This is a genomic window from Bradyrhizobium monzae (assembly GCF_021458635.1).
Classification (GTDB): Bacteria; Pseudomonadota; Alphaproteobacteria; order Rhizobiales; family Xanthobacteraceae; genus Bradyrhizobium.
On the sequence record NZ_JAIRDQ010000002.1, the window covers coordinates 378,834 to 401,544 of the forward strand.

Consider the following 22,711-nt stretch of genomic DNA (forward strand, 5'->3'; position numbering starts at 1 on the left):
CCGCAGGCGGTGCTCGTGAAGAGCCGCGGCCGGCAAGCGAGCAACTATTTCGGATTTAGCGATGATCGATTTTTGCCACTGTTTTGCCCGACGTGTCAAACGGGCTTTGATGCGCCAAACCGTTGGCGGGCGTCCACCGATCGACCCGCCATCACCCCGCTTCTACTGTGCATGGGGTTGTTTTGCGGATTTTGCTGGGCGCCCGATACGCTGCCAAAGAAAAAGCCCGGCCTCGCGAACGAGGCCGGGCCATTCAGCTTGACAGACTGCTCGAAGATCAGCCGCGGGTACGCGAGCGGATCATGAAGCTGTCGTAGGTGTATTCGGCGACCTGCCACCACAGATATTCGTCGGAGCGGTAGGCCTGCATGGCGTCGATCGACTTCTTGAAGTCGGCGTTCTTGGCCGAGGTCTCCGCCCACAGTTCGTTGGTCGCCTTGAGGCAGGCCTCGAGCACTTCGTTGGTGAAGGGACGGAGCTGCGTACCACCGGCGACGAGGCTCTTCAGCGCCTTCGGGTTCTGCATGTCGTAGCGCGCAGCCATCCAGCTGTTGGCATTGGCCGCCGCGTTGGCCAGGATCGCCTGGTAGTTCTTCGGCAGTGAATTCCACTTGTCCAGGTTGGTGAAGGCATGGACCATCGGGCCGCCTTCCCAGAAGCCCGGATAGTAGTAGTACTTGGCGACCTTGGCGAAGCCGAGCTTCTCGTCATCGTACGGGCCGACCCACTCGGCCGCATCGATGGTGCCCTTTTCCAGCGCCGGATAGATGTCGCCGCCAGCGAGCTGCTGCGGCACCACGCCGACCTTCTGCAGCACCTGGCCGGCGATGCCGCCGATGCGCATCTTCAGGCCGGAGAGATCGGCAACGGTCTTGATCTCCTTGCGGAACCAGCCGCCCATCTGCGTGCCGGTATTGCCGCAGGCGTGACCGATCACGTTCGACTTCTTGAAGAACTCGTTGCCGAGCTGCTCGCCGCCGCCCTGGTACCACCAGGAGTTCTGCATGCGCGCGTTGAGGCCGAACGGCACCGAGGCGTAGATCGCCCAGGTCGGGTCCTTGCCGACATAGTAGTACGAGACGGTGTGGCACATCTCGACGGTGCCGTTCGAGGTTGCGTCGAGCGCCTGCAAGCCGGGGACGACCTCGCCCGCCGCGAACACCTGGATCTGGAATTTGTTGTCAGTCATCTCGGCGACGTACTTCGCCAACTGCTCGCCGCCGCCATAGATGGTGTCGAGCGACTTCGGGAAGCTCGACGTCAGGCGCCACTTGATCTCGGGCGAGGACTGCGCAATCGCCGGCGAGGCCACCGCGGCGGTTGCCGCCGCACCTGCTGCCGACACTTTCAGGAAATCACGACGCTTCATCTTCAGGTCTCTCCTTGCTGGGGCGTTTCCCCGAACTTCCTCTTTGCTGCCGCGCGTTCCGGCGACACGTCTTTAGCCGCGTCGATCCGAAGGGGCTTCGCTGCCGTGGCCTTTAACACGGAAGCCCTTGCCGCGGAACGCGACAATGGCATGACGGGGGGCGACGAAAGTCGCATGTCCCGGACAATCGGCTCAAGCGGCGGCGATGACGCCCTTGAGCTGGTCCCGGACCTGTCCCGCAATGGCGCGATAGATCGCCGCATGGGGTCCGTCCGGCTCGCTGTCCACGACGGGATTGCCGGCGTCCGAGGTGGCGCGAATCGCCATGTGCAGCGGGATCTCGCCCAGGAACGGTACCTGGAGCTTCTCGGCCTCGTGGCGCGCCCCGCCATGGCCGAAGATGTCGGATTTCGTGCCGCAATGCGGACATTGGAAGTAGCTCATGTTCTCGACGATGCCGAGCACGGGCACGTTGACCTTCTTGAACATGGCAAGCCCGCGCCGTGCGTCGATCAGGGACAGGTCCTGCGGGGTCGAGACGATCACGGCGCCCTTCAGCGGCACGTTCTGCGCCAGCGTGAGCTGGGCATCGCCGGTGCCCGGCGGCATGTCGACGACGAGCACGTCGAGCGTTCCCCACGCGACATCGCGCAGCATCTGCGTCACCGCCGACATCACCATCGGGCCGCGCCAGATCATCGCGGTCTCTTCCTCGACCAGGAAGCCGATCGACATGATGGCGAGGCCGAAGCGGCGGAGCGGAATCATCTTTCGCTCGCCGTCCAGCTCCGGCTTCTCGTGCAGGCCGGTCAGCCGCGGCACCGAGGGGCCGTAGATGTCGGCATCGAGCAGCCCGACCTTGAGGCCGAGATCGCGCAGGCCCAATGCCAAATTGAGTGCTGTGGTCGATTTGCCGACGCCGCCCTTGCCCGAGGCCACCGCGATCACGGCGGCGACGCCCGGAATTTCGGACTGCCGCGCCATCGGCGATTGGGCGCCGCCCTGCGGCGGCGGCTTGTGGGCATGGACCGGCTGCACGCCGGGCGTGCCGCGGCTCGGCTGCGGGGGTGGCGGCGCTGCGCCCGGCTTGCGCTCGGCGGTCAAGGCGACCATCACGGTGGTGACGCTGGGAATGCCGCGTACGGCGGCCTCGGCTTCGGCACGGACGGATTCCCAGGCCCGCGCCTCGGCGGCATCGACATTGATCGAGAAGAACACCTTGCCGTCGGATGCGCTGATCGGGCTCAGCACATTGGCATTGGTGAGCGGGACCCCGCGGGGCGATTTGATCCTGGCGAGGCTGTCGAGAACCTGTTGCTGCGTCACGCTCAAAGCGCATCTCCTAAAGTTCAGGATGCCCCATTAGAGCGGAAACGGCCAAAAGGCTACTGCTTGCCGATATCGTCAGCCATCTCGGCGGGCGCAGACCCCTGCTCGTGGGCCGCCTCGTAATTGAGCTCGATCATGACCCCGTTGGGGTCGTAGACGAAGATCTGCCAGAGGTCGCCGCCGGGCACCTGGCGGGAGTCGAATTTCATGCCCTTGGAGGCCAGACGCTGCTTCATGCCGTCGAAGCCGCGGCTGACGAAGGCGACGTGGTGGACCACGCCGGAATCCGGCTTCTGCGGCTCCGAGGTCGGGGAAATATCGACGAGGTGCACCACCGGCTTGCCCTCGCTGTACATCCACGCCCCCGGGAAGGCGAAATTCGGCCGGGCGCCTTTTTCCAGGCCCAGCACGTCCTCGTAGAAGCGGACCGTCTCGGCCAGATTCCGGGTCCGGATGTTGAAATGATCGAGGACGCCAACGCTCACGCCGCCCAAGCCCACACCCATGCTTCGCTCCCTTGTTTTGAAGTCCTTGTTGAAGTCCTTGGTCCCTGCATCCTAGCACAGGAGGCCGCCAAACGAAGCCGTTGCCCTCCGGCCGCAAGGGTTTATGGTGCGCCCGGCCCGCCCTCGGGCGGAACCTCAGGACCCCGGCTGGCGCCCCTCGCCGGCTGCAACCGTAAAACTCAAGCTACGGACACACACATGGCTAAAGTCGCTTTCCTCGGTCTCGGCGTCATGGGCTTCCCCATGGCCGGACACCTCGTGAAAAAAGGGGGCCATGAGGTCACCGTCTACAACCGCACCGCCGCCAAGGCGAAGGAGTGGGCGGACAAGTTCGGCGGCAGGACCGCGGCGACCCCGAAGGCTGCGGCTGAAGGCCAGGACTTCGTGATGTGCTGCGTCGGCAACGACAACGATTTGCGCGCGGTCGCGATCGGCGCCGACGGCGCCTTTGCCGGCATGAAGAAGGCCGCGACCTTCGTCGATCACACCACCGCTTCCGCCGAAGTCGCGCGCGAGCTCGACGCAGCCGCGACCAAGGCCGGCTTCAAGTTCATCGACGCCCCCGTCTCCGGCGGCCAGGCCGGCGCCGAGAACGGCGTGCTGACGGTGATGTGCGGCGGCGCGCAGGACGCTTATTCCGGCGCCGAGCCGATCATCACCGGCGCCTATGCACGGATGTGCAAGCTGCTCGGGCCCGCCGGAAGCGGCCAGCTGACCAAGATGGTCAACCAGATCTGCATCGCCGGCCTCGTGCAGGGCCTCTCCGAGGGCATCCACTTCGCCAAGAAGTCCGGCCTCGACGTCGCCGCCGTGATCGAGACCATCTCCAAGGGCGCCGCGCAGTCGTGGCAGATGGAGAACCGCTACAAGACCATGAACGAGGACAAGTACGATTTCGGCTTCGCGGTCGAATGGATGCGCAAGGACCTCTCGATCTCGCTGGCTGAGGCCCGCCGCAATGGCGCCAATCTGCCGGTCACTGCGCTGGTCGACCAGTTCTATGCCGAGGTCGAGAAGATGGGCGGCAAGCGCTGGGATACGTCGAGCTTGCTCGCGCGCCTCAATCGCTGACACTTGACGAACTGACCCCGCCTTGCTGATTGCGATCGTCGTCATCTTCGTTCTGGCCTATGCGGCGATCGCGCTCGAACACCCCATCGGGGTCAACAAGAGCGCATCCGCGCTGCTCGGCGCGGGCGTGCTCTGGACGATCTACGCATTCACGACGGGCGATCACGCGCTGGTCGGCCATCAGCTCGACGAGTCCGTCGCCTCGACCGCGCAGATCGTGTTCTTCCTGATCGGCGCGATGACCATCGTCGAGGTGATCGACGCCCATGACGGCTTCGAGGTCATCACCTCGCGCATCAGCACCACGAGCCAGGTCACGCTCATGTGGCTGGTCGGTTTCGTGGCGTTCATCCTCAGCGCGATCCTGGACAATCTGACCACGACCATCGTCATGGTCTCGCTAATCCAGCGTCTGATCGCCAGGCGTGACGACCGCCTGCTGTTCGCCTCCCTCATCGTCATCGCCGCCAACGCCGGCGGCGCGTGGACCGTGATCGGCGACGTCACCACGACCATGCTGTGGATCGGTGGACAGATCACGCCGTTGAACATCATGCGCGCGGTGTTCCTGCCTTCGCTGGTCAATTTGCTGGTGCCGCTGGCCTTCATCAGTCTGTCGTTCAGAGGCAAGACGATCGCGGCACCACCGCGCGACAGCGGATTGCTCACTGTCGACCGGTTCGAGCGCAATCTGATGTTCTATCTCGGGCTCGGCGTGCTGATCGCGGTGCCGGCCTTCAAGACGGTCACGCATCTGCCGCCCTTCATGGGCGTCCTGCTCGGCCTCGGCATCGTCTGGCTGGTCGGCGAGATCGTTCATCGCGACAAGGACGAGCACGTGCGCCGTCCTCTCTCGCTCGCCCACGCCCTGACCCGGATCGACATGGGCTCGATCGTGTTCTTCGTCGGCATTCTGCTGGCGGTCGCCTGCCTGGAACATGCCGGCCTCCTGACGATGCTGGCCCGATGGCTGGAGACGACCATCGGCCGCCAGGACGTCATCGTCGTCGTGCTCGGCCTGCTCAGCGCCATCGTCGACAACGTGCCGCTGGTCGCAGCAACCATGGGCATGTACGACCTCGGCCACTACCCGCCCGACAGCTTCCTCTGGGAGTTCATCGCCTATTGCGCCGGTACCGGCGGCTCGATCCTGATCATCGGCTCTGCCGCGGGCGTTGCCGCCATGGGGCTCGAGCGGATCGAGTTCCTCTGGTACGCCCGCCGCATTGCCGTGCCCGCGCTTGCGGGCTACCTGGCCGGCGCCGTGATCTACGTCGCACAGCATGCCTGGCTGCACTGAGCGGGGCGGTCACCGGGATCCAAAATTAACGCCCGGTTAACGTAATTCTTTAGCTCCTTAAGTCACCTCTTAAGGATTTCTTGCCAGAGATAGACAATGCAGAAGGCCCGCGTCCGACGTGGGCAGGAATCGTTGTTGCTTGATGAGTAACCCCGCTGAAAAGCCTGAAGTTGTGCAGCTTCCGGCCGAGCCAATCAGCGCTCCGTCGGCGAGCAGCCGAAGGGCTGCGTCGCAGCGGGTGCGCGAGGCGCGCGATAAGTTAACGTCGACCAGCGGAACCCGGCCGGCCTTCGACGCCGAGCTGTTGCGCCAGTACGCCCAGACGCGCCTGTCCGCCTCCTATGTCGTGATGCTGCTGGTGGTCGCCACCGGCGTGCTGTTCGGACTCTGGATGCAGCCGATTCCGGCCGCGGCCTGGACCGCCGGCATGATCTGCCTTCACGCGGCAATGATCCGCAGCTGCCGCCGCTTCCTGGCCGAGCCCGCCTCACCCACGGCGACGCGCACCTGGCGGACGCGTTTTGTCGTGCTCGATCTGCTCTACGGCCTGTGCTGGATGGCGATCCTGATTCATCCCGTGCTCGACATGGTCACGGAAACGCTGATGATGTTCCTGATGCTGCTGGTGATTGCAGTGTCGAGCATGCTTGCTGCCAATCTGCCGATCGCAGCGCTTGCCGCCACCGCGCCGGTTGCGGTCGCAATGGCGCTGAGCTTTGCGATGACCGGTTCGCTCGACAACTACATCCTGGCTGCACTCGCGCTCGCGGCGGAAGGCTACTTCGTGCTGCTGGCGCATCGCCTGCACTCCTCGACCTTCGCCACGCTCGAGGCGCGCGCCGAGAAGGACGCGCTGATCGGCGAGCTCGAACAGGCCAAGGCGATCTCGGACGAAGCCCGCCACCGTGCCGAAGCGGCCAACGTCGCCAAATCGCGCTTCCTCGCACAGATGAGCCATGAGCTGCGCACGCCGCTCAACGCCATCCTCGGCTTCTCCGAGGTGATGAAGAGCGAGATTTTTGGCGCGCATGCGGTGCCGGTCTACAGGGAATATTCCGGAGACATCCATAATTCCGGCGTACACCTGCTCAACCTCATCAACGAAATCCTCGATCTGTCGCGGATCGAGGCCGGCCGCTACGAATTGAACGAGGAAGCGGTGTCGCTGGTCGGCATCGTCGCCGACTGCCATCATCTGATGAAGCTGCGCGCCTCGAGCCGCGGGATCACCATCCACGAGGTGTTCGAGCAGGCCATGCCGCGGCTCTGGGCCGACGAGCGCGCGATCCGCCAGGTCGTGCTCAACCTGCTCTCCAATTCGATCAAGTTCACCCCGCAAGGCGGCGAGATCTGGCTCAAGGCCGGCTGGACCGCCTCGGGCGGCCAGTATCTGTCGGTGAAGGACTCCGGCCCCGGCATTCCCGAGGACGAGATCCCGGTCGTGCTCGCCTCGTTCGGCCAGGGCTCCAACTCGATCAAATCGGCCGAACAGGGCGCAGGCCTCGGCCTGCCCATCGCCAAGAACCTGATCGATCTGCATGGCGGCACGTTCACGCTGAAGTCGAAGCTGCGCATCGGCACCGAGGTGATCGTCACCTTCCCGCCGGAGCGCGTGATGAGCGCGCTTGCGCCGCTCTCGGAGGAAGCGCCGCCGCTGCAGCCGGAGAGTTCCATGGTGCCCGACGAGAAGCGCAGGCCGCGCCACAAGCCGATCATGAGCGCGGGCACGGGCTCGTAAACACATGCTTGCAGACATGCCCGCCGATCCCTCACTATGTCCGTATGAGCAAAGAAACGCCGTGCGTCGCCGTCTGCATGATCGATCCCAAGACCAAGCTGTGCTTCGGCTGCGGCCGGACCTTGCCGGAGATCGCGCGTTGGCACGCGATGGAGAGTGCGGAACGGCTCGCAGTGATGGCCCTGTTGCCCACGCGCATGACCGACGCCGGCCTGCAGCAGATCGGGGGATCGCCGAAAGGCGCTTGACCGGTGAGCGTGCCATCGGAGGCGCGCGATGATCCGCTTCCTGCTCGTTCTCGTCACGCTCGCAGCCACGGCCGGCGCTGTGGTCGCCTATGGCGATCCCGACCAGATCGCACGCGCGAGCCACAAGGTCTCGCATATTTTTCGTGCGCAAACGGCAACGCCTGCCCCCGCCGTGCAGATCCAGCGCGGCCAGGGCGGCGAGTTCGCGCTGCGCGCCAAGATCAACGGCGTGGCCGCGCCCATGGTGATCGATACCGGCGCCACCTCCGTGGTGCTGACCTGGGAAACCGCGAAGGCGATCGGCCTGCCGCTCGAGATGCTCGAATATGACGTCGACCTCGAAACCGCCGGCGGCCACACCAAGGCGGCGCGGCTCACGATCGACCGGCTCGCCGTCGGCCATCTCGTCGAGAAATCGGTGCCGGCCCTCGTCGTCCAGCGCGGGCAGATGAAGACCAATCTGCTCGGCATGAGCTTCCTCGATCGCTTGGAGAGCTGGGGCGTGCGGTCCGACACGCTGATGCTCACCGGCTACCCTGAGCTCCAGAGCAGCCACCGCCGTACGCGCACGGCGGTCGATTAAGGGCCGCGCTCTCCGGCCGTGCCCGCGCCGGCATCGCCACGATGGATTCACGGTTGCTGTTCTTCGGAACCGCAGGTCTTGCCACCGGCGAATTGAAGGACGGCCCGATCAACAAGATGAAGATGGCTGGACCGCGGGCGGCGGCGTGGAATGGGCGTTCCTGCCGAAATGGTCGGCCAAGGCCGAGTATCCCCACACCGAGTTCAAGCACGACGACCTGCCGGACTGGACGGCTGCGAAATTCCACAGCTTCCGCGTCGGCGTGAACTGCCATTTCGACCTGTTCCGCTGAGCGTGATCAGGAGAGAGTCGGATTCCGCGATCCGGCGCTTTCTCGTGACTAGGCAGCCTCCGCCGGCGCACGCGCACCAACATGCGCGATCGCGTCACGCAAGACGTCGATGCCGGCGCCCGGCTTCACACCGTGCTCGGCGAGGTGTCGGCGGAAAGCGCGCGCGCCGGGCACGGCGTGGAACGCACCGACGAAGTGGCGCGTGATGGCATGCAGCCGCGTGCCACGCGCGAGCTGCACCTCGATATAGGGTATCATCGCCTCGAACGCGTCCTGCATGGTCGCGTGCGGCGCCGCCTCGCCGAACAGGTCGGGATCGACCAAGAGCAGCCGCCACGGCTCCTGATAGGCGGCTCGGCCGAGCATCACGCCGTCGACATGGGCAAGATGCGCTTTCGCCTCCTCGATGCTGGGAACGCCGCCGTTGATAATGACAGGCACCTCCGGCATCGCGCGTTTGAGCCGATAGACGCGGTCATAGTCGAGCGGCGGGATGTCGCGGTTCTCCTTCGGCGACAGGCCGTTCAGCCAGGCCTTCCGGGCATGCACGATCAGCGCGTCGCAGCCCGCAGCGACCACAGCATGCGCCAACGTATCGAGCGCGACTTCGGGATCCTGGTCGTCGATGCCAATGCGGCATTTCACCGTGACGGGAATCGACACTGCGCGCTTCATCGCCGCGACACATCGCGCGACGAGCTCCGGCTCCGCCATCAGACAGGCGCCGAAACGTCCGTCCTTCACGCGATCCGATGGGCAGCCGACATTGAGATTGATCTCGTCATAGCCAAAACCCTCGCCGATCCGCGCGGCTTCAGCGAGGTCCCGCGGATCCGAGCCGCCAAGCTGCAGCGCCACAGGGTGCTCAGTCGTGTCGAAACCGAGCAGCCGCTCCCGATCGCCATGAATGATGGCGCCGGTGGTCAGCATCTCCGTATAGAGCAACGCCCGCCGCGTCAGGTGTCGGTGGAACACCCGGCAGTGCCGGTCGGTCCAATCCATCATGGGGGCGATAGAGAATTTTCGATCTAAGTCGTTCATTTTACATAGTTATTCACTCCGCAATCGATCCCATATGTCATTGGACCGATTGCGAAATTTGATTTTATCAAGCTACCACCATCTGTCGGTTCTTGGGCCATACAGGCAAGAAAAGGAAGCGGAAATCGCCTTCGGATTGCCGCTCGATTGTCAGGGATCGTATCCGATGCCGTTCATTCGATGGGGGCGCGCCGGGTGTGCCAATCCGTCACGGATTGGAAGGCATACCCAGCGCGGGCGAGCACATCCTCGGATATATGCGGGCCGACCAGCTGCATGCTGAGCGGAAGGCCGTCTGACGCCGTGCCGTTCGGCAGCGTGACGGTTGGGCTGCCCGAGAAATCGAACACCGCGGTGAATCGCAGGATGCTAAGCAGCACGTTCGGATCGGCGCCGTATTCGCCCATCTTGGTCAGTGTCGGGATTGGCACCGGCATGGTGGGAATCAGGAGTAGGTCGATATCTCCGAACAGGGCGGCCAGGCTGCCGGAGAACTTCAACCGCTCATGATGGATCTCTGCGATTTCGACGCCATTCATCGATCTTCCCTGCTCGATCAGTTGCGCGAGGTCCGGGCCGTATTCCGACTTCCGTGACGGATAGGTCGCGAGATGCGCCTCCGCAGTCTCGATTGAACACATCGGGATCCACATGCTGACAAGCTTCTCGTATGTCGGAAACTTGACCTCGCGGATGTCGGCACCGAGTTCCGCAAGCGTGCGTTCGGCCTCCAGCAACGCGGCGACCACTTGCGGATCGATCCCGTTCTGGGTGTAGCTGCGGTCCACGCCAATTCGTAAGCCGCGGATGCCGTCACCGATCCCCGCCAGATAGTTCGGCACGGCCGCCTGCAGGGTGGTCGGGTCGTTGACGTCCGCGCCTGCGATGACGCCAAGCATGGCTGCCGCATCGGCTGCGTTCCGGCATATCGGCCCGACATGGTCGAGCGAGTCCGCCAGCGGAAAGACGCCGTGACGGCTCACACGTCCCCACGTCGGCTTGAGCCCGGTCAGCCCGCACGTCGCCGACGGAAACCGGATCGAGCCGCCGGTGTCGCTGCCGATCGAGCCGAAGCAGAGCCCCGCCGACGTCGCCACGCCCGATCCGCTCGAGGAGGAGCCGACCCAGTAGTCGACGCCCCAGGGATTGAGTGGCGCCTGATCGTTCGGATGATGGCTGGTATAGGCACCCTCGGTCATCTTCAGCTTGCCGAGCGTGACGGCACCCGCGAGCTCGAGCCGGTCCACGATCGTCGCGTTGAAGGACGGGACAAATTTGGCATGGATCGTGGTGCCGCCTGCGGTCGGTGCGAATGTGGTGTAGCAGAGATCCTTCAATCCGATCGGCACACCGTGCAGCGGCCCGCGCCAGATGCCCTTGGCAAGCTCGGCGTCACAGCGCTTCGCTTGCGCCATGGCGCGCTCAGCCAGGACGAGCGCGTAGCCGTGAAATTTGGCGTCGAGCTTCGCGATCCGGCCCAGCATCGCCTCAGTCACTGTCGAGGGCAGAAGCTCACCCCGGCGGAACAGCTCAGAGAGCTCGGTGATCGACTTGTAGTGAATTGGATCTGCTGACATCTGACAGCCCTGCTGTTGTCGGAAATCGCTTCGCTCACCGGCGCCGCGGACAGCCCGGCCTCCAGACCGCGCTGCTTTGGATGCGCCTAGAACTGCACCCCGCGTGTGAGCGCACCATCGACCACGAGATTGGTCCCCGTGATAAAGCTCGCGGCCTTGCTGGCAAGGAACACTGCACCGTTCGCCATTTCCTGCGGCGTGCCCATGCGACCGGTCGGGTTGAGCGCCAGCGCGGTCTTGTAGAGCTCGGGATTGCCGTCCTTGATCTGGCTCCAGACGCCGCCCTCGAAATAGGTGTTACCGGGCGATACCGAGTTGGCGCGGATGCCTTTGGCGGCAAGTTGAAACGCGAGCCCCTGCGTGTAGTGAATGATCGCCGCCTTGAACGTGCCGTAGGGACCGCTGGCGAAATCGACCTCGCGCCCCGAGACGCTCGAGATGGTGACGATCGCGGCGGCCTTGCTGTTTTCCAGATACGGCATCGCCGCGTTGACCAGGCGCACCGTGCCCATCATGTCGGTGGAGAATTCCTTTTCCCAGCTCTCCTCGTCCTGCCCGATCGATAGTGCGCTGACATTGGCGACAACGACGTCGATGCCGCCGAGCTTCGAGGCCATGTCCTCGACCCAGGCCTTGAGCGCCGGGCCGTTGGAGACGTCGACCGAACTTCCAAATGCAACGACGCCTTTCGCCCTGATCGCGGTGACCGCGCTGTCGACATCGGCCTGGTTCCGCGCGCAGATGCCGACATTGGCGCCCTCGGCTGCAAACGTATCGGCGATCGCCCTGCCGATGCCCTTGGTGCTCCCGGTGACGAGAACCTTTGCTCCCTTGAGTCCCAGATCCATGTCCATTCCCTCCCTATTGACGACTTAAATCCCGCCTTGCGACCCTTCAGAGCAGGAGCTGTGCGCGGACATTGTCCTCATTGACTTCGCTGCCTGCCAGCGACTGCGTGATCTTGCCCTTCTCCATGATGTAACAGCGCTCGGCGATCGCCAGAATTGTGTCGAGGTTCTGCTCGACAAAGATGATCGTGGTCCCAAGCTCGTTCCGGAACGATCTCAGCGCCTCACAGATAAGCTGGACGATCGAGGGCTGGATGCCCTCGGACGGCTCGTCCAGGATCATGAGGGATGGATTGCCAATCAGCGCGCGACCGATGGCAAGCTGTTGCTGCTCGCCGCCCGACATGGTGCCCGCGGCCTGCCGCCGGCGCTCCCTCAGCCGCGGAAAATACTCATAGACGAGCTCCGGCAGCTTCTTGCCGCCGGAACCACCGATCAGCTCACCGACCTGAAGATTCTCCTCAACGGTCATCTGCGGAAAGACATCGCGCCCCTGCGGGATGTAGCCGAATCCCGCCCGCGCCCGCGCGTCCGCCTCGAGCGCAGTTACATCCTGCTCCATGAAGCTGATCGTGCCGCGCCAGGACCGCAGCAGGCCGATCAGGCAGCGCATCAAGGTCGACTTGCCGACGCCGTTGCGGCCGATCACGCCAACGATCTCGCCACGCGAGACCGACATGGTGACACCCTGCAGGATCGGCGTCGCACCGTATCCGGCCCACAGCTCCGATACGTCGAGAATCCGGTCAGTGCGCGGGGTTCTAGTGAGCATGGGTCTTCCCCAGATAGATTTCCGCAACGTTCTCGTCCTGCAAAATGCTTTCGAGATCGCCGTGCGCAAAAATCTTGCCGAGATGCAGCACGGTGACCCGCTGGGCCACCTGCCGTACAAACGCCATGTCGTGCTCGACGACCAGCACCGTCATGCCTTCGGCGTTGAATGATTTAACCAGCTCCCCGGTCTTGAAGGTCTCTTCCGGAGACATGCCAGCTGTCGGCTCGTCCAGCAGCAAGAGCTGCGGCTTCAACGCCAGCGCCATCCCGATCTCGAGCCATTGCTGCTGACCGTGCGACAGCGCACCCGCGAGCTTCTCGCTGTCCGCCGTGAGATTGAGCAGCGTCAGCAGGCGATCCTCCTCGGAGATGCGCTCCGCTCCGGACACGCGATCCTGGAGCGCGATCTGGATGTTCTGCCGCACCGGCAGCTCCTTGAATACGCTCGGAGCCTGCATCTTGATGCTCATACCCCGCTGCACGCGCGCATATGGACGCTCGGCAGTGATGTCAACGCGATCGAACAGGATGCTGCCCTGGCTCGGTGGGTAGAGACCGACGATCAGCTTGAACAACGTGCTTTTGCCGGCGCCGTTGGGTCCGATCAGGCAGTGGACCTCTCCCGCGTTGACCGTGAGGTCGACGTCGGAGACGGCGGTCAATCCGCCAAAACGTTTGGATACGCCTTTGACTTCGACCAGCGCCATGATCAGGACTCTTCCGACTGCAAGCGTCCGGCCTCCGCCATGACGGTACCGTCATCGCGACGGCGGCCGCGCCACCGATCGGCGACGAGCTTGCCGATGCCGAGCACAAACCCCTGCGGTGCCAGCATCACCGTGGCGAGCAATAGCGCACCCATCAGAACCAGCGCTGCCTGCTGGCTGTAGACCGTGATGGTCTGGAAGCCGAACAGCAGCAGGAACGACCCGACCAGCGTCGCCGTCAGATCGCTGCGCCCCGAAAAGGCCACCCATACTATGGGCATTGCAGCCGCAGGCAGGCCGATGCTGGACGGCGTGATGAACTGCCCCCAGGAGGTGTACAGCGCGCCACTGAGGCCAGCGAGACCACTGCCGATGACGAAGGTCAGGAGTTGATATTTCCGGACGTCATAACCCAGCATCTCGGCGCGCTGAGGATTTTCACGCGTCGCCGCGATGACGTTGCCGATCCCAGAATTCACCAGCATCCGAAGAGCCAGATAGACAATCACGATCAGCGCGATCATGACGTAATAGAGCGCCGATCCCTCGATATAGAAGTCGCCAACGGTGAGCGGATCCATACCCTTCATGCCGTTAAATCCGTTCAGGCGAGCCGGGCCGATATGCCATTCCGGCCCCGCCGTCTGGCCGAGGAAGAAGGCCAGCACAAGGGTTGCGGACAGCGTCACGATGCCGAAGAAGATGCCGTTGATGCCGCCCCAGATCATGAAATAGCCGAGAATGCCCGCCGCGATCATCGCGAGGGCAACGGAGAGGACGAGCGCGGCGATCGTCGCCGTGCCGCCGCCCATGTTGATCGCCAGCACGCCATAACCGTAACCGGCGATGCCGAAGAACAAGGTCTGGCCGAACGACAGCATGCCGCCATAGCCCCACATCAGGCAGAGGCCAAGCGCCATGAAGATCCAGATCAGGAAGTAGGCGAAATTGCCGACGTCGTAGGAATCGGCGAATAGCGGATAGACCAGCGCGCCGGCCAGCACAGCAAGGACGCAGGACCAGAACAATTTGCCGCGTCCGAGCGTCTGTGGGCCTTCCAGCAGCTTGAACATCACAGATTCCCTTTAGCGCCCACGACGAGCCAGCACGCTGGACAGACCTTCCGGCAGCACGCGGACAATCAGGATGACGGCGACCAGCATGCCGATCTGACCGATGATCTGACCGTAGCTCGCATTCAGCGCCATCCGGATCATCGCCAGGAACACCGCGGCCGGCGCCGTTCCGAGCAGCACGTTGGCCCCTCCAATGACGACCGTGACGAAGCTTTCAACCACGAAAGTCGCCCCCATGGTCGGGATCAGCGTCATGGTCGGCGCATAGAGCGCACCGCAAAGACCGGCAAGGCCGGCGCCGATTCCAAAACTGATCGCATAGATGCGGCCGGTGCGTGCGCCCAACGCCTTCGCCATCGCCGCATTCTGCATCGTCGCGCGGGCAATCACGCCGAACCGTGTTTTCATGAAGATGATGTAGAGAGCGACCAGCACCGCTACGGCGCAACCGAACAGCACCAGACGGTAAGTCGAGAACGTATAGCCGCCGATCGCGAAGCTACCCTCGGGCGTGCCGATGCCCCGCACGGCAGAACCGACGATCAGGAGCATCGATTGCGTCACGATCAGGCTGAGACCCCAAGTCGCGAGCAGCGAATCCAGCGGTCGTTTGTAGAAGCGCCGTACGACCAGAAACTCGACGAGAACACCGATGAGCCCCGCCGTCAGCGCGGCCAGGATCTGGGAGATCGCGAGCGGCACGCCCAGGTTTACCAAGCCGACCGTCACGTAGGCGCCGCACATGATGAACTCGCCATGTGCCATGTTGATAACGCCCATCATGCCGAACACGATGGCGAGGCCTGCGGCCGAGAGTATGAGGAACGCGAACACGTCGGCGAACTGATAGAATAACGAGAACACTTCAGCCGACATCTTGATCCCCTTGCCGATCGCGGCGCCGCATCGTTGCGGCGCCGGCCTTGTTCAAGATCGTGACGTCAAACACGAGCAAGATCCGTGCCCGCCCGACGTCACGACTTGTTGGGGAGATGGCTCGGCGTGTACTGATCCTTGTCGTTCTTCTTGGTGAGGTCACAACCGATTTGACCAAGCCAATAAGGCTGGATCACCCCGTAGTCCTTCTCCACCGTCACCTCGTGCTTGGGCCCGACCGAGATCAGGCGCATGCGGTGCGACGTATGCTGGCTCTTCGGATCGACGCAGACCTTGCCTTCGGGCGCATCGATGCAAGCGTCGCCAGTTGCGATGACCTTGCGCATATCCTCCAGTTTGGTCGACTTCGCCTTCTCGACCAGCGCTTTGTACATGTAGAGCGCGTTATAGGCGTTATATCCCATATCATTGATGTAAAGCTCGTCGGGGAACTTTGCGTGCCAGCGCTTCTTGAAGTCATTCGCTTCCGGCGTATCGATCTCCTCGAACCAGTTGGCGGTCGCGTGCATGTTGTTGAGCGCCGGCGGCTTGAACCGCTTGTGCTCGAAACCGAGCATGACCTTGATCGACGAGCCCATCGGCAAGTTGAGATTGGCCGCGGCGGCCTGCTCAAAGAATGAGTCCTGGGCAGCTCCGACATTGATCGTAAGCAACCAATCCGGCTTCGCTTTCTGGATATTCTGGATCGTCTGCGCGAACTGCGACACGCCCAGCGGAATAAACTCTTCGCCCACGACCTCACCGCCGAGATCCTTCATGATCTTGCGGTTCCACTCTGCCGAGATCTGGCCGAAATTGTAATCGGCGGCGATGACGTAGACCTTCTTGCCGAACTTTTCGACCATCCAGGGGATCAGCGTCGAGAACTGCTGCTCGGGCACCGCGCCCATGCTGATCATGCTGGCGTCGCAAACACCGCCTTCATACTGGTTTGTGTAGAAATACGGCGTCGAGGTACGATCGACGATCGGGCGCAGCGCTTCGCGCGAGGCCGAGGTGATGCCGCCGATCAGCACGTCGACCTTGTCGCGATTGAGCAGACGTCGGCCGAATTCCTGGTAGCGCGCGTTGTCGCCCTGCGGATCAAGGTGGATCAGCTCGATCTGCCGCCCCATGATGCCACCGCTCTTGTTGATCTCTTCGACAGCCAGCTGAGAACCATGCAGCTTCGGCATGCCCATGAACGCGAGATCGCCGGAGACGTCCTCGAGCAAGCCGATCTTCAGCGGCTCGGCGGCCTTGGCAACACCGAGCGCCGAGGTTCCAAGCAACGCGCCGAGGAGAGCAAGTCTGATTTTACGTCGTGAATTCATCGTGAAATCCCCTGTCCTTGATGTCTTTTGAGTGTCATGGCTTGAGGTAATCTTTGAGGATCGACGCCCCCATCGTGTATTTGGGGTCGACCATATTGCCGAGGCGCATACGGCCGGCCTGGCTAAGCAGCATGTAGGCGTCGATCTCGTCGAAGCCGTAGTCGGCCGCCATCCACCGCACCAGCTCGCGATAGGCGATGCGCGCCGCATCTTCGAGCGGACGCGCGCTGCCGATCGTCATGATGAAGTCCTTGGTCTCGAGCCGAGGCCAGGCGAAGCTCCAGTTCTTGATCAGGTCGACCTGCAGCGTGACGGTCGCGCGCTGCTCCATCGCCACGCCGGAGAGCTCGCCATCGCCTTGCGTGGCATGGCAATCGCCGACGTAGAGCATTCCGCCATCGGTGTGCACCGGGAAATAGATGATCGCCCCCGGGGCGACATCGGGCAGATCCATGTTGCCGCCGTGGTAGTCCGGTTGGAGCGAGGAGATTGCCTCGATCTCCGGCGATACACCGATGGTGCCGATGAACGGCTCATAAGGCAGCGTAATCTTGTCGTTCCAACGTATGCCGTTCCTGTCGACATGCAGCTTCTTCACGCGTTCCGGCAGCGGTGGATTGAGCAGCGCTGTCGAGGCTGTTCCGACCAGGCCGCCGAATTCCGGAATGATGCAGGTCGTGCCGGCCGGCTGCTCACCCCGCGTTTCCACGTCGCGGATATAGATCGCGAGGCAATCACCTTTCTTGGCGCCCTTCACCGCAATCGGCCCGCATTGCGGATTGAGAAAGGGGAAATTCAATTTGGCGGTCGGACTGTCGCTCTCTTTGGTGAGCACGCCACCGAAGGCGTCTTCCGTCTCGACCACAACAACCCCGCCGGGGTCGATCGACAGGGTCGGCTTGGCATAGGGACCGTAAACGTAGTGGAAGGCGCCCTGCTGCTCGATCGTCAGACTATGGGTCGCGCCAGTCGCGCCTTTCGCAACCGCGCGCTTGGCCATGATTGATGTCTTCAACCAGTCTTCTGCGGACATGTCATCGGCTCCTCAACTCAGATCCCGGGATGACGCTTGTGCCAGTCGGTAACACGCTGGAATGCGTCGCCTGCACGAACCAGACTGGCCTCGTCGAAATGACGGCCGACGAACTGGAAGCCCACTGGGCCGCCGTTCATCGCAAAGCCGCCGGGCAGCGTCACGGTCGGACTTCCCGTCATGTCGAATGGGCACGTGAAGCGAAGCAGGCCACCGATCAGCGACGCGTCCTCGCCGAGTGCCGCCATCCTGGCCAGCGTGGGCGCCGCGAACGCCTGGGCCGGGACCGCGATGAGATCGACCGTCTCGAACAGCACGCGCACGGCACCGCGAAACGCCTCACGCCGGAGCACAATCTTCTGGTAGTCCATGCCCGACTGTTGCCGGCCAAGGTCGAGCAGGCCAGCGAGCGCCGGGCCGTACTCGTCCTTGCGCGCCGGATAGGTGTCCTCGTGCGCGACAGCCACCTCGATGCCGCAAAGCGGGAACCAGTCGTCTATGACCGCCTTGGGGTCGGGGAAGGTAATCTCCTTGATCTTGGCACCAAGATCGGCGGCCACGCGCAGCCCTTCGCTCAGCACCTTGGCGGCATCGCCGTCGGTGCCTTCGCTGGTCCAGCGCCGGTCGACGCCGATCGTCACGCCCCGCAGGTCGCCGGACAGACCGGCGAGATAATCGGGCACGGGCAGCGGCACCGACGTCGTGTCCTTGGGATCCTGTCCTGCGATTACGCCGAGGATGGCGCCGCAATCGACCGCGCTCCGCGCCATGGGGCCGATATGATCCAGCGTCGCCGCAAGCTCGAAGGCACCGTAGCGGCTGACCCGTCCCCAAGTCGGTTTGAGTCCGGTGACACCGTTTGCTGCGGAGGGAAAACGGATCGATCCGCCGGTATCGGTGCCGAGCGAACCGAAGCAGAGCCCCGCCGCGGTGGCGACGCCGGAACCGCTCGATGATGCGCCGGGCCACAGATCAGCGTTCCACGGATTCTTCGGCGGGTCGATCTTCGGGTGGTGATCAGCGTAAGCGCCTTCGGTCTGCTGCAGCTTGCCGAGAATGATCGCTCCGGCATTTTTCAGCCGCGCGACGACTGTTGCATCTTCGGAGGGACGGAACTCACGATGAATGGTCATGCCGTGCGCAGCAGGCGCGCCCCTGGCCCAGCAGAGATCTTTGACCGCCAGCGGAACACCGTGCAGCGGCCCCTTGATGTTGCCGGAAGCAATCTCCTTCTCGGCCGCAGCGGCGTCAGCAAGCGCCGCGTCACTCATCACATATGCGAAACTCTTGAGCTTGCCGTCGAGCTTCTCGATACGCCCAAGCATCGCCTTGGTCGCTTCGACCGGCGACAATTCCTTAGCCTGGATCTTCCGTCCGACGTCGACGAGACCGAGATAGTGGATATCTGCTGCCGCCATCGCTCGTTATCCTCCCGCTCGACGTGATGCACGATGGTCCCCGCGCATGCGCTACCGTTCTGGCGATGCGGACGCATCGCCAGCTTTCTTGGGCGGCAAACGAAAAAAGCCACCCGTCCCTCCCGAATGAGGCGACGAATGGCTCAAATGCCGCGGCTATGATCTGTCGCTTAGGGTCCGAAATCGAACGAAGCACTTAGTGCAAAGAGCTGGACGTCATCGGCCAGGTCGACGCACGCGAGGTTCGATAGGAGCCCCTGTAGGAGAAAAGTCTAAGTAACTGCCTATCGCATTGTCAACGATGCTGTCTGCCTAAATTTCGAGAGTGCTGCGCAGCAAAATGGCAGCCCACTTGCGCTGTCATCACCGATGATGGTTTCATCTTCGCGCTGTGCTGCCGAAAGCTGTCAATGACAAAACCGTCCGTTCCCGTTGGCATTATCTGTTCGCAATCCGGGCCTTACCAAGCCATGGGCCGCGAAATCCTCAAGAGCGCCATGATGGCGGTCGACGAGATCAACAACCAGGCCGCGTTCGATTTCTCGATTACTGCTCATGTCCGCGACCCCCGCGGCATCGTGTCTGAATATCACACGGTCTGTGACGACCTCATTCGCAACGTCGGCGTCGAGCACATCATCGGCTGCTACACGTCGGCGTCGCGCAAACAAGTCCTGCCGATCGTGGAGCGCACTGACCGGCTGCTCTGGTATCCAGCGCGTTACGAAGGCTTCGAGTGCTCAGACAACGTCATCTACGTCGGCGCATCGCCCAATCACAATGTCCTGCCGCTCATCCGTTATGTCCTCGACAATCTGTCGCGAGAGATATTCTGCGTCGGCTCGAACTACGTCTGGACGTGGGAAACCAACCGCGTCACCCGGGAACTGGTCAGCGCAGCGGATGGCCACATCCTCGCCGAACGGCTGCTCGAGCTGGGCGAAAGCGCCGTCGGGCACATCGTCGACGAGATCGTCCGCAAGAAACCGCCGATCGTGTTCAACACACTCGTCGGAAGCTCGAGCTACGACTTCATCCGCGCCTTCCATGCCGGCACCGAGGCTGCAGGTCTTGAGATTCCCATGCTAAGTTGCAGCCTGTGCGAGCCGGAACTTTCGATCGTCGGACCGGCATCCGCCGGTTGCATTACGTCGTCCGCCTATTTCGAAAGCATACAGCTGCCGGAGAACCTCTCCTTCGTCGCACGATGGAAAGCGCGTTATGGTGAAGACAGCAGCCCCTCCGTCGACGGGCAATCCGCCTACGTCGCCGTTTATCTGCTTGCGCGCGCGTTGCAGCGCGCCGGCACGTCCGATATCGGCGAAGTCAGGCGCGCCGCGGCGGGCCACCGCTACAATTCGCCGCAAGGACCGGTCTGGATTGACGGCGGCAACAACCATTGCGTCCTTACACCGCGGTTGGCCGTATCCAATCGGCAGGGACAGTTTGATATCTTCTGGGAGGCCGACGCGCCTGTTAAGCCTGATCCTTACCTGACGCAGCTCGACGTTGCCGTCAGCCCCTCGAGGGAGGCCTCGGTGGGCGGCGCATTGCCGAATGCGCCGCATCTGCGGGTTGTAAAATGAGCAGACCATCTTCATTTTCGCTGCGCGGCCGCAAGGCACTGTTGGCCATCAAGGACGACCGCGACGCGTCGATCGTGCGGCGGCAATTCGAACGTCTCGGGATCGACAGCGTCGCATGGGGAGCCGGAGCGGCGCTCGACGTCTCTCCCGACGTGGCACTGATCGACGACGAGTTCCTGCCCCTGGCGCAGCCGGCTCAACGCACGATGCTGGGACGCTGCCCGGTCATCGCCCTGCTCGGCACCGAGACGCCCAGCCGACTGAAGCTGGTGTTCGAGCTCGATCCGGCGTCGTTCCTGATCAAGCCATTGCGCTCGGCCGGCATTTACGCGGCGCTGGTCATGGCGTTCGAGCGCAACGAACGCACCAATGAGCTGAAGCAGCAGGTCGTCAAGCTCGAGCAGCGTCTGCGGTCACGCCGCGTCGTGCTCGCCGCGGTCCTCCAGGTGATGCATTCTCATGCCCTCTCCGAGCCGGCCGCCTTCGCGCTGATCCGCAAAGCGGCCATGGAGCAGCGCAAGACCATCGAGGAGCTTTCAGCGGAGATCACGGCCAGAGGCCTCCCGCCGAGAATAGCCGGCTAGGCGCCTTCTCAGGCTCGCCTCATTCCGCGGCTCGCAGACCACATGTTCGCTTTCCATCCGCGGGGGAGTCCGGCGATGAACGGCCTTGATGACCTCGACCGCTGCGCACAGCGATCTCCAGTGCATCCGGATCGGATCTCACCCAGCGCCCTCACGCTGATGCGCTGCGGTCACCGAGCCACCACCGGCACGTAATGTTCGAGCTCGGGATCCGGAAAATGCACGGTCCGGCCAAGCTCCGCGGAACGATAGAGACCCATAAGCATTTCCATAACCCCGACTCCGTCATCGAAGGTCTCAGTCGGGTTCGCACCAAGCCTGAACGCTTCGACCATATGACGGTTTTCGTCCGTGTAACCATAGATGCCAGCTTCGTCCTCGACCACGGGCATCAGGCCGTGTTCGGCATTCTGCTTCTCGACGAGATCCTCGCCTTCCGACCCGGTCAGCGTGCGTGACAGGAAGACCTTCAGCCCAGTCGAAAGCGACGAAAACTCCATCGAATATTCGGGGCCCAGCAATTCGAGCTGGATGCGCAGCCCGGCGCCGACATAGGCCCATGAGGTCGTCGCCTCGATCATCAGTTGATGTCCGTCGGCATCTTCCATCGTGATGATGCCGCGCGCGAAATCCTCGACAGGACGCTTGGCGAAATCGACGCCCATTCGCGCCTTGAGATCGGCGGCATAGCGGGGCCGCGTCCATTTGAGATTGGCCGTTGTGGCGCTGGCGCTGACCAACCGCAAGGACTCGCGCCTCGCACCGGGAGCGGTCAGCATGAAGCGTGCGACTTCGACCGAATGGCACATCATGTCGGAAAGCACGCCGCCGCCCTGCTTTTCGCCTTGCCAGAACCACGGTTCGTGCGGCCCGGAATGCTCCTCTGCCGCACGAGCGAGATAAGGGCGACCGCTCCCAGGCACGGCCCGGCGCCAAATGATGTCCTTGCCGCGCATCACCGCGGTCGAAAATATCTGGTTCTCGAGATAGCCGTGAAGCAAGCCTGCATCTTCGGCGAGCCTGCGCATCTCCCGTGCCTCGGCAAGCGTGCGGGCCAGCGGCTTTTCGCATGCAACGGCGCGCAAAGGAGCTCCGGCCTTCGTCACGCGGTGAATTTCGCGCATAATGTCCAGGCGGGTGTCGTTTGGCGTCAGCAGCCAAAGCGCGTCGACCTCGCCAGACGAGGCCATCGCCTCGATGCTGTCGAACACATGCGCCGGCCCCAGACCAAAACTGCGCGCCTTTTCCGCGATACGCGCACGACGCTCGGCAGAGCGGCTGTATACGCCGCCGACACTGACATTGCGTACGCCGAGCATGGACTGCAGATGGAATGCGGCGATGAAACCACTACCGATGAGCCCGACGCGCAATGTCGGAAGTTCGGTGAGCTTCTGCATTCAGGCCTCCTTCGATGGTGA

General features: G+C 63.2%; 21 protein-coding genes and 1 pseudogene. 8 read left to right on the forward strand and 14 right to left on the reverse strand.

Annotated elements, in window-relative coordinates; all coding sequences use genetic code 11:
- Positions 1 to 277: 277 nt before the first annotated feature.
- The 3 genes from K3F49_RS10990 to K3F49_RS11000 all read right to left on the reverse strand — a co-directional run bounded on the left by K3F49_RS10990 (position 278) and on the right by K3F49_RS11000 (position 3,204).
- Positions 278 to 1,369, reverse strand: coding sequence for a TRAP transporter substrate-binding protein (locus K3F49_RS10990; RefSeq protein WP_234680941.1), 1,092 nt, complete (start codon positions 1,367 to 1,369; stop codon positions 278 to 280).
- A gap of 192 nt (positions 1,370 to 1,561) precedes the next feature.
- Positions 1,562 to 2,701: an Mrp/NBP35 family ATP-binding protein gene (locus tag K3F49_RS10995; RefSeq protein ID WP_234680942.1), complete on the reverse strand. Its 1,140-nt coding sequence runs from the start codon at positions 2,699 to 2,701 to the stop codon at positions 1,562 to 1,564.
- A gap of 53 nt (positions 2,702 to 2,754) precedes the next feature.
- Complete coding sequence (locus tag K3F49_RS11000; protein WP_234680943.1) at positions 2,755 to 3,204, reverse strand: VOC family protein; 450 nt, start codon at positions 3,202 to 3,204, stop codon at positions 2,755 to 2,757.
- Between the two features lie 147 nt (positions 3,205 to 3,351).
- Between K3F49_RS11000 and K3F49_RS11005 the strand changes: the two genes are divergently transcribed.
- The 6 genes and pseudogenes from K3F49_RS11005 to K3F49_RS39640 all read left to right on the forward strand — a co-directional run.
- Positions 3,352 to 4,275 (forward strand): NAD(P)-dependent oxidoreductase, encoded by a 924-nt coding sequence (locus K3F49_RS11005; protein WP_276575375.1) that lies wholly within the window; start codon positions 3,352 to 3,354, stop codon positions 4,273 to 4,275.
- A gap of 22 nt (positions 4,276 to 4,297) precedes the next feature.
- A complete protein-coding gene (gene nhaD, locus K3F49_RS11010) occupies positions 4,298 to 5,575 on the forward strand; it encodes a sodium:proton antiporter NhaD (RefSeq protein WP_234680945.1) in 1,278 nt (425 codons plus the stop codon).
- Between the two features lie 142 nt (positions 5,576 to 5,717).
- A complete protein-coding gene (locus K3F49_RS11015) occupies positions 5,718 to 7,313 on the forward strand; it encodes a sensor histidine kinase (RefSeq protein WP_234680946.1) in 1,596 nt (531 codons plus the stop codon).
- A 44-nt stretch (positions 7,314 to 7,357) separates the two neighbouring features.
- Positions 7,358 to 7,561 (forward strand): DUF1289 domain-containing protein, encoded by a 204-nt coding sequence (locus tag K3F49_RS11020; protein ID WP_234680947.1) that lies wholly within the window; start codon positions 7,358 to 7,360, stop codon positions 7,559 to 7,561.
- A gap of 28 nt (positions 7,562 to 7,589) precedes the next feature.
- Positions 7,590 to 8,144 carry a TIGR02281 family clan AA aspartic protease gene (locus K3F49_RS11025; protein WP_234680948.1) on the forward strand — a complete coding sequence of 185 codons (555 nt, stop codon included), beginning with the start codon at positions 7,590 to 7,592 and terminating at the stop codon, positions 8,142 to 8,144.
- An 8-nt stretch (positions 8,145 to 8,152) separates the two neighbouring features.
- Positions 8,153 to 8,436 (forward strand): annotated as a pseudogene (locus tag K3F49_RS39640) (outer membrane protein); the annotation flags it as partial.
- Between the two features lie 48 nt (positions 8,437 to 8,484).
- Here the strand turns inward: K3F49_RS39640 and dusA are convergent.
- The 10 genes from dusA to K3F49_RS11080 form a co-directional block, all read right to left on the reverse strand.
- Positions 8,485 to 9,477: a tRNA dihydrouridine(20/20a) synthase DusA gene (gene dusA, locus K3F49_RS11035; RefSeq protein WP_276575366.1), complete on the reverse strand. Its 993-nt coding sequence runs from the start codon at positions 9,475 to 9,477 to the stop codon at positions 8,485 to 8,487.
- A gap of 173 nt (positions 9,478 to 9,650) precedes the next feature.
- On the reverse strand, positions 9,651 to 11,054 hold the full coding sequence (locus K3F49_RS11040; protein ID WP_234680950.1) for an amidase: 1,404 nt from the start codon (positions 11,052 to 11,054) through the stop codon (positions 9,651 to 9,653).
- 86 nt (positions 11,055 to 11,140) lie between these two features.
- Positions 11,141 to 11,902 (reverse strand): SDR family NAD(P)-dependent oxidoreductase, encoded by a 762-nt coding sequence (locus K3F49_RS11045; protein WP_234680951.1) that lies wholly within the window; start codon positions 11,900 to 11,902, stop codon positions 11,141 to 11,143.
- Between the two features lie 46 nt (positions 11,903 to 11,948).
- A complete protein-coding gene (locus tag K3F49_RS11050; RefSeq protein ID WP_234680952.1) occupies positions 11,949 to 12,674 on the reverse strand; it encodes an ABC transporter ATP-binding protein in 726 nt (241 codons plus the stop codon).
- Complete coding sequence (locus tag K3F49_RS11055; protein ID WP_234680953.1) at positions 12,664 to 13,383, reverse strand: ABC transporter ATP-binding protein; 720 nt, start codon at positions 13,381 to 13,383, stop codon at positions 12,664 to 12,666. Before K3F49_RS11055 ends, K3F49_RS11050 begins: the two co-directional genes overlap by 11 nt.
- A 2-nt stretch (positions 13,384 to 13,385) precedes the next feature.
- Positions 13,386 to 14,456 (reverse strand): branched-chain amino acid ABC transporter permease, encoded by a 1,071-nt coding sequence (locus K3F49_RS11060; RefSeq protein ID WP_234680954.1) that lies wholly within the window; start codon positions 14,454 to 14,456, stop codon positions 13,386 to 13,388.
- Between the two features lie 12 nt (positions 14,457 to 14,468).
- Entirely contained in the window at positions 14,469 to 15,335 is an 867-nt protein-coding gene (locus tag K3F49_RS11065) for an ABC transporter permease subunit (protein WP_234680955.1), read from the reverse strand.
- 98 nt (positions 15,336 to 15,433) lie between these two features.
- Entirely contained in the window at positions 15,434 to 16,669 is a 1,236-nt protein-coding gene (locus tag K3F49_RS11070) for an urea ABC transporter substrate-binding protein (RefSeq protein WP_234680956.1), read from the reverse strand.
- A gap of 34 nt (positions 16,670 to 16,703) precedes the next feature.
- Positions 16,704 to 17,702: an acetamidase/formamidase family protein gene (locus K3F49_RS11075; RefSeq protein WP_234680957.1), complete on the reverse strand. Its 999-nt coding sequence runs from the start codon at positions 17,700 to 17,702 to the stop codon at positions 16,704 to 16,706.
- A gap of 17 nt (positions 17,703 to 17,719) precedes the next feature.
- Positions 17,720 to 19,120, reverse strand: a complete 1,401-nt coding sequence (locus K3F49_RS11080) for an amidase (protein WP_234680958.1) — start codon at positions 19,118 to 19,120, stop codon at positions 17,720 to 17,722.
- Between the two features lie 410 nt (positions 19,121 to 19,530).
- Between K3F49_RS11080 and K3F49_RS11085 the strand changes: the two genes are divergently transcribed.
- Both K3F49_RS11085 and K3F49_RS11090 read left to right on the forward strand, forming a co-directional pair.
- The gene (locus K3F49_RS11085) at positions 19,531 to 20,706 is read left to right on the forward strand and encodes a transporter substrate-binding domain-containing protein (RefSeq protein ID WP_276575367.1); all 1,176 of its coding nucleotides are present in this window, start codon (positions 19,531 to 19,533) and stop codon (positions 20,704 to 20,706) included.
- Positions 20,707 to 20,747: 41 nt separating this feature from the next.
- Positions 20,748 to 21,290, forward strand: coding sequence for an ANTAR domain-containing response regulator (locus tag K3F49_RS11090; protein ID WP_234680960.1), 543 nt, complete (start codon positions 20,748 to 20,750; stop codon positions 21,288 to 21,290).
- A gap of 170 nt (positions 21,291 to 21,460) precedes the next feature.
- Here the strand turns inward: K3F49_RS11090 and K3F49_RS11095 are convergent, their stop codons facing one another.
- Positions 21,461 to 22,690, reverse strand: a complete 1,230-nt coding sequence (locus tag K3F49_RS11095; protein WP_234680961.1) for a Gfo/Idh/MocA family protein — start codon at positions 22,688 to 22,690, stop codon at positions 21,461 to 21,463.
- Between the last annotated feature and the right edge of the window lie 21 nt (positions 22,691 to 22,711).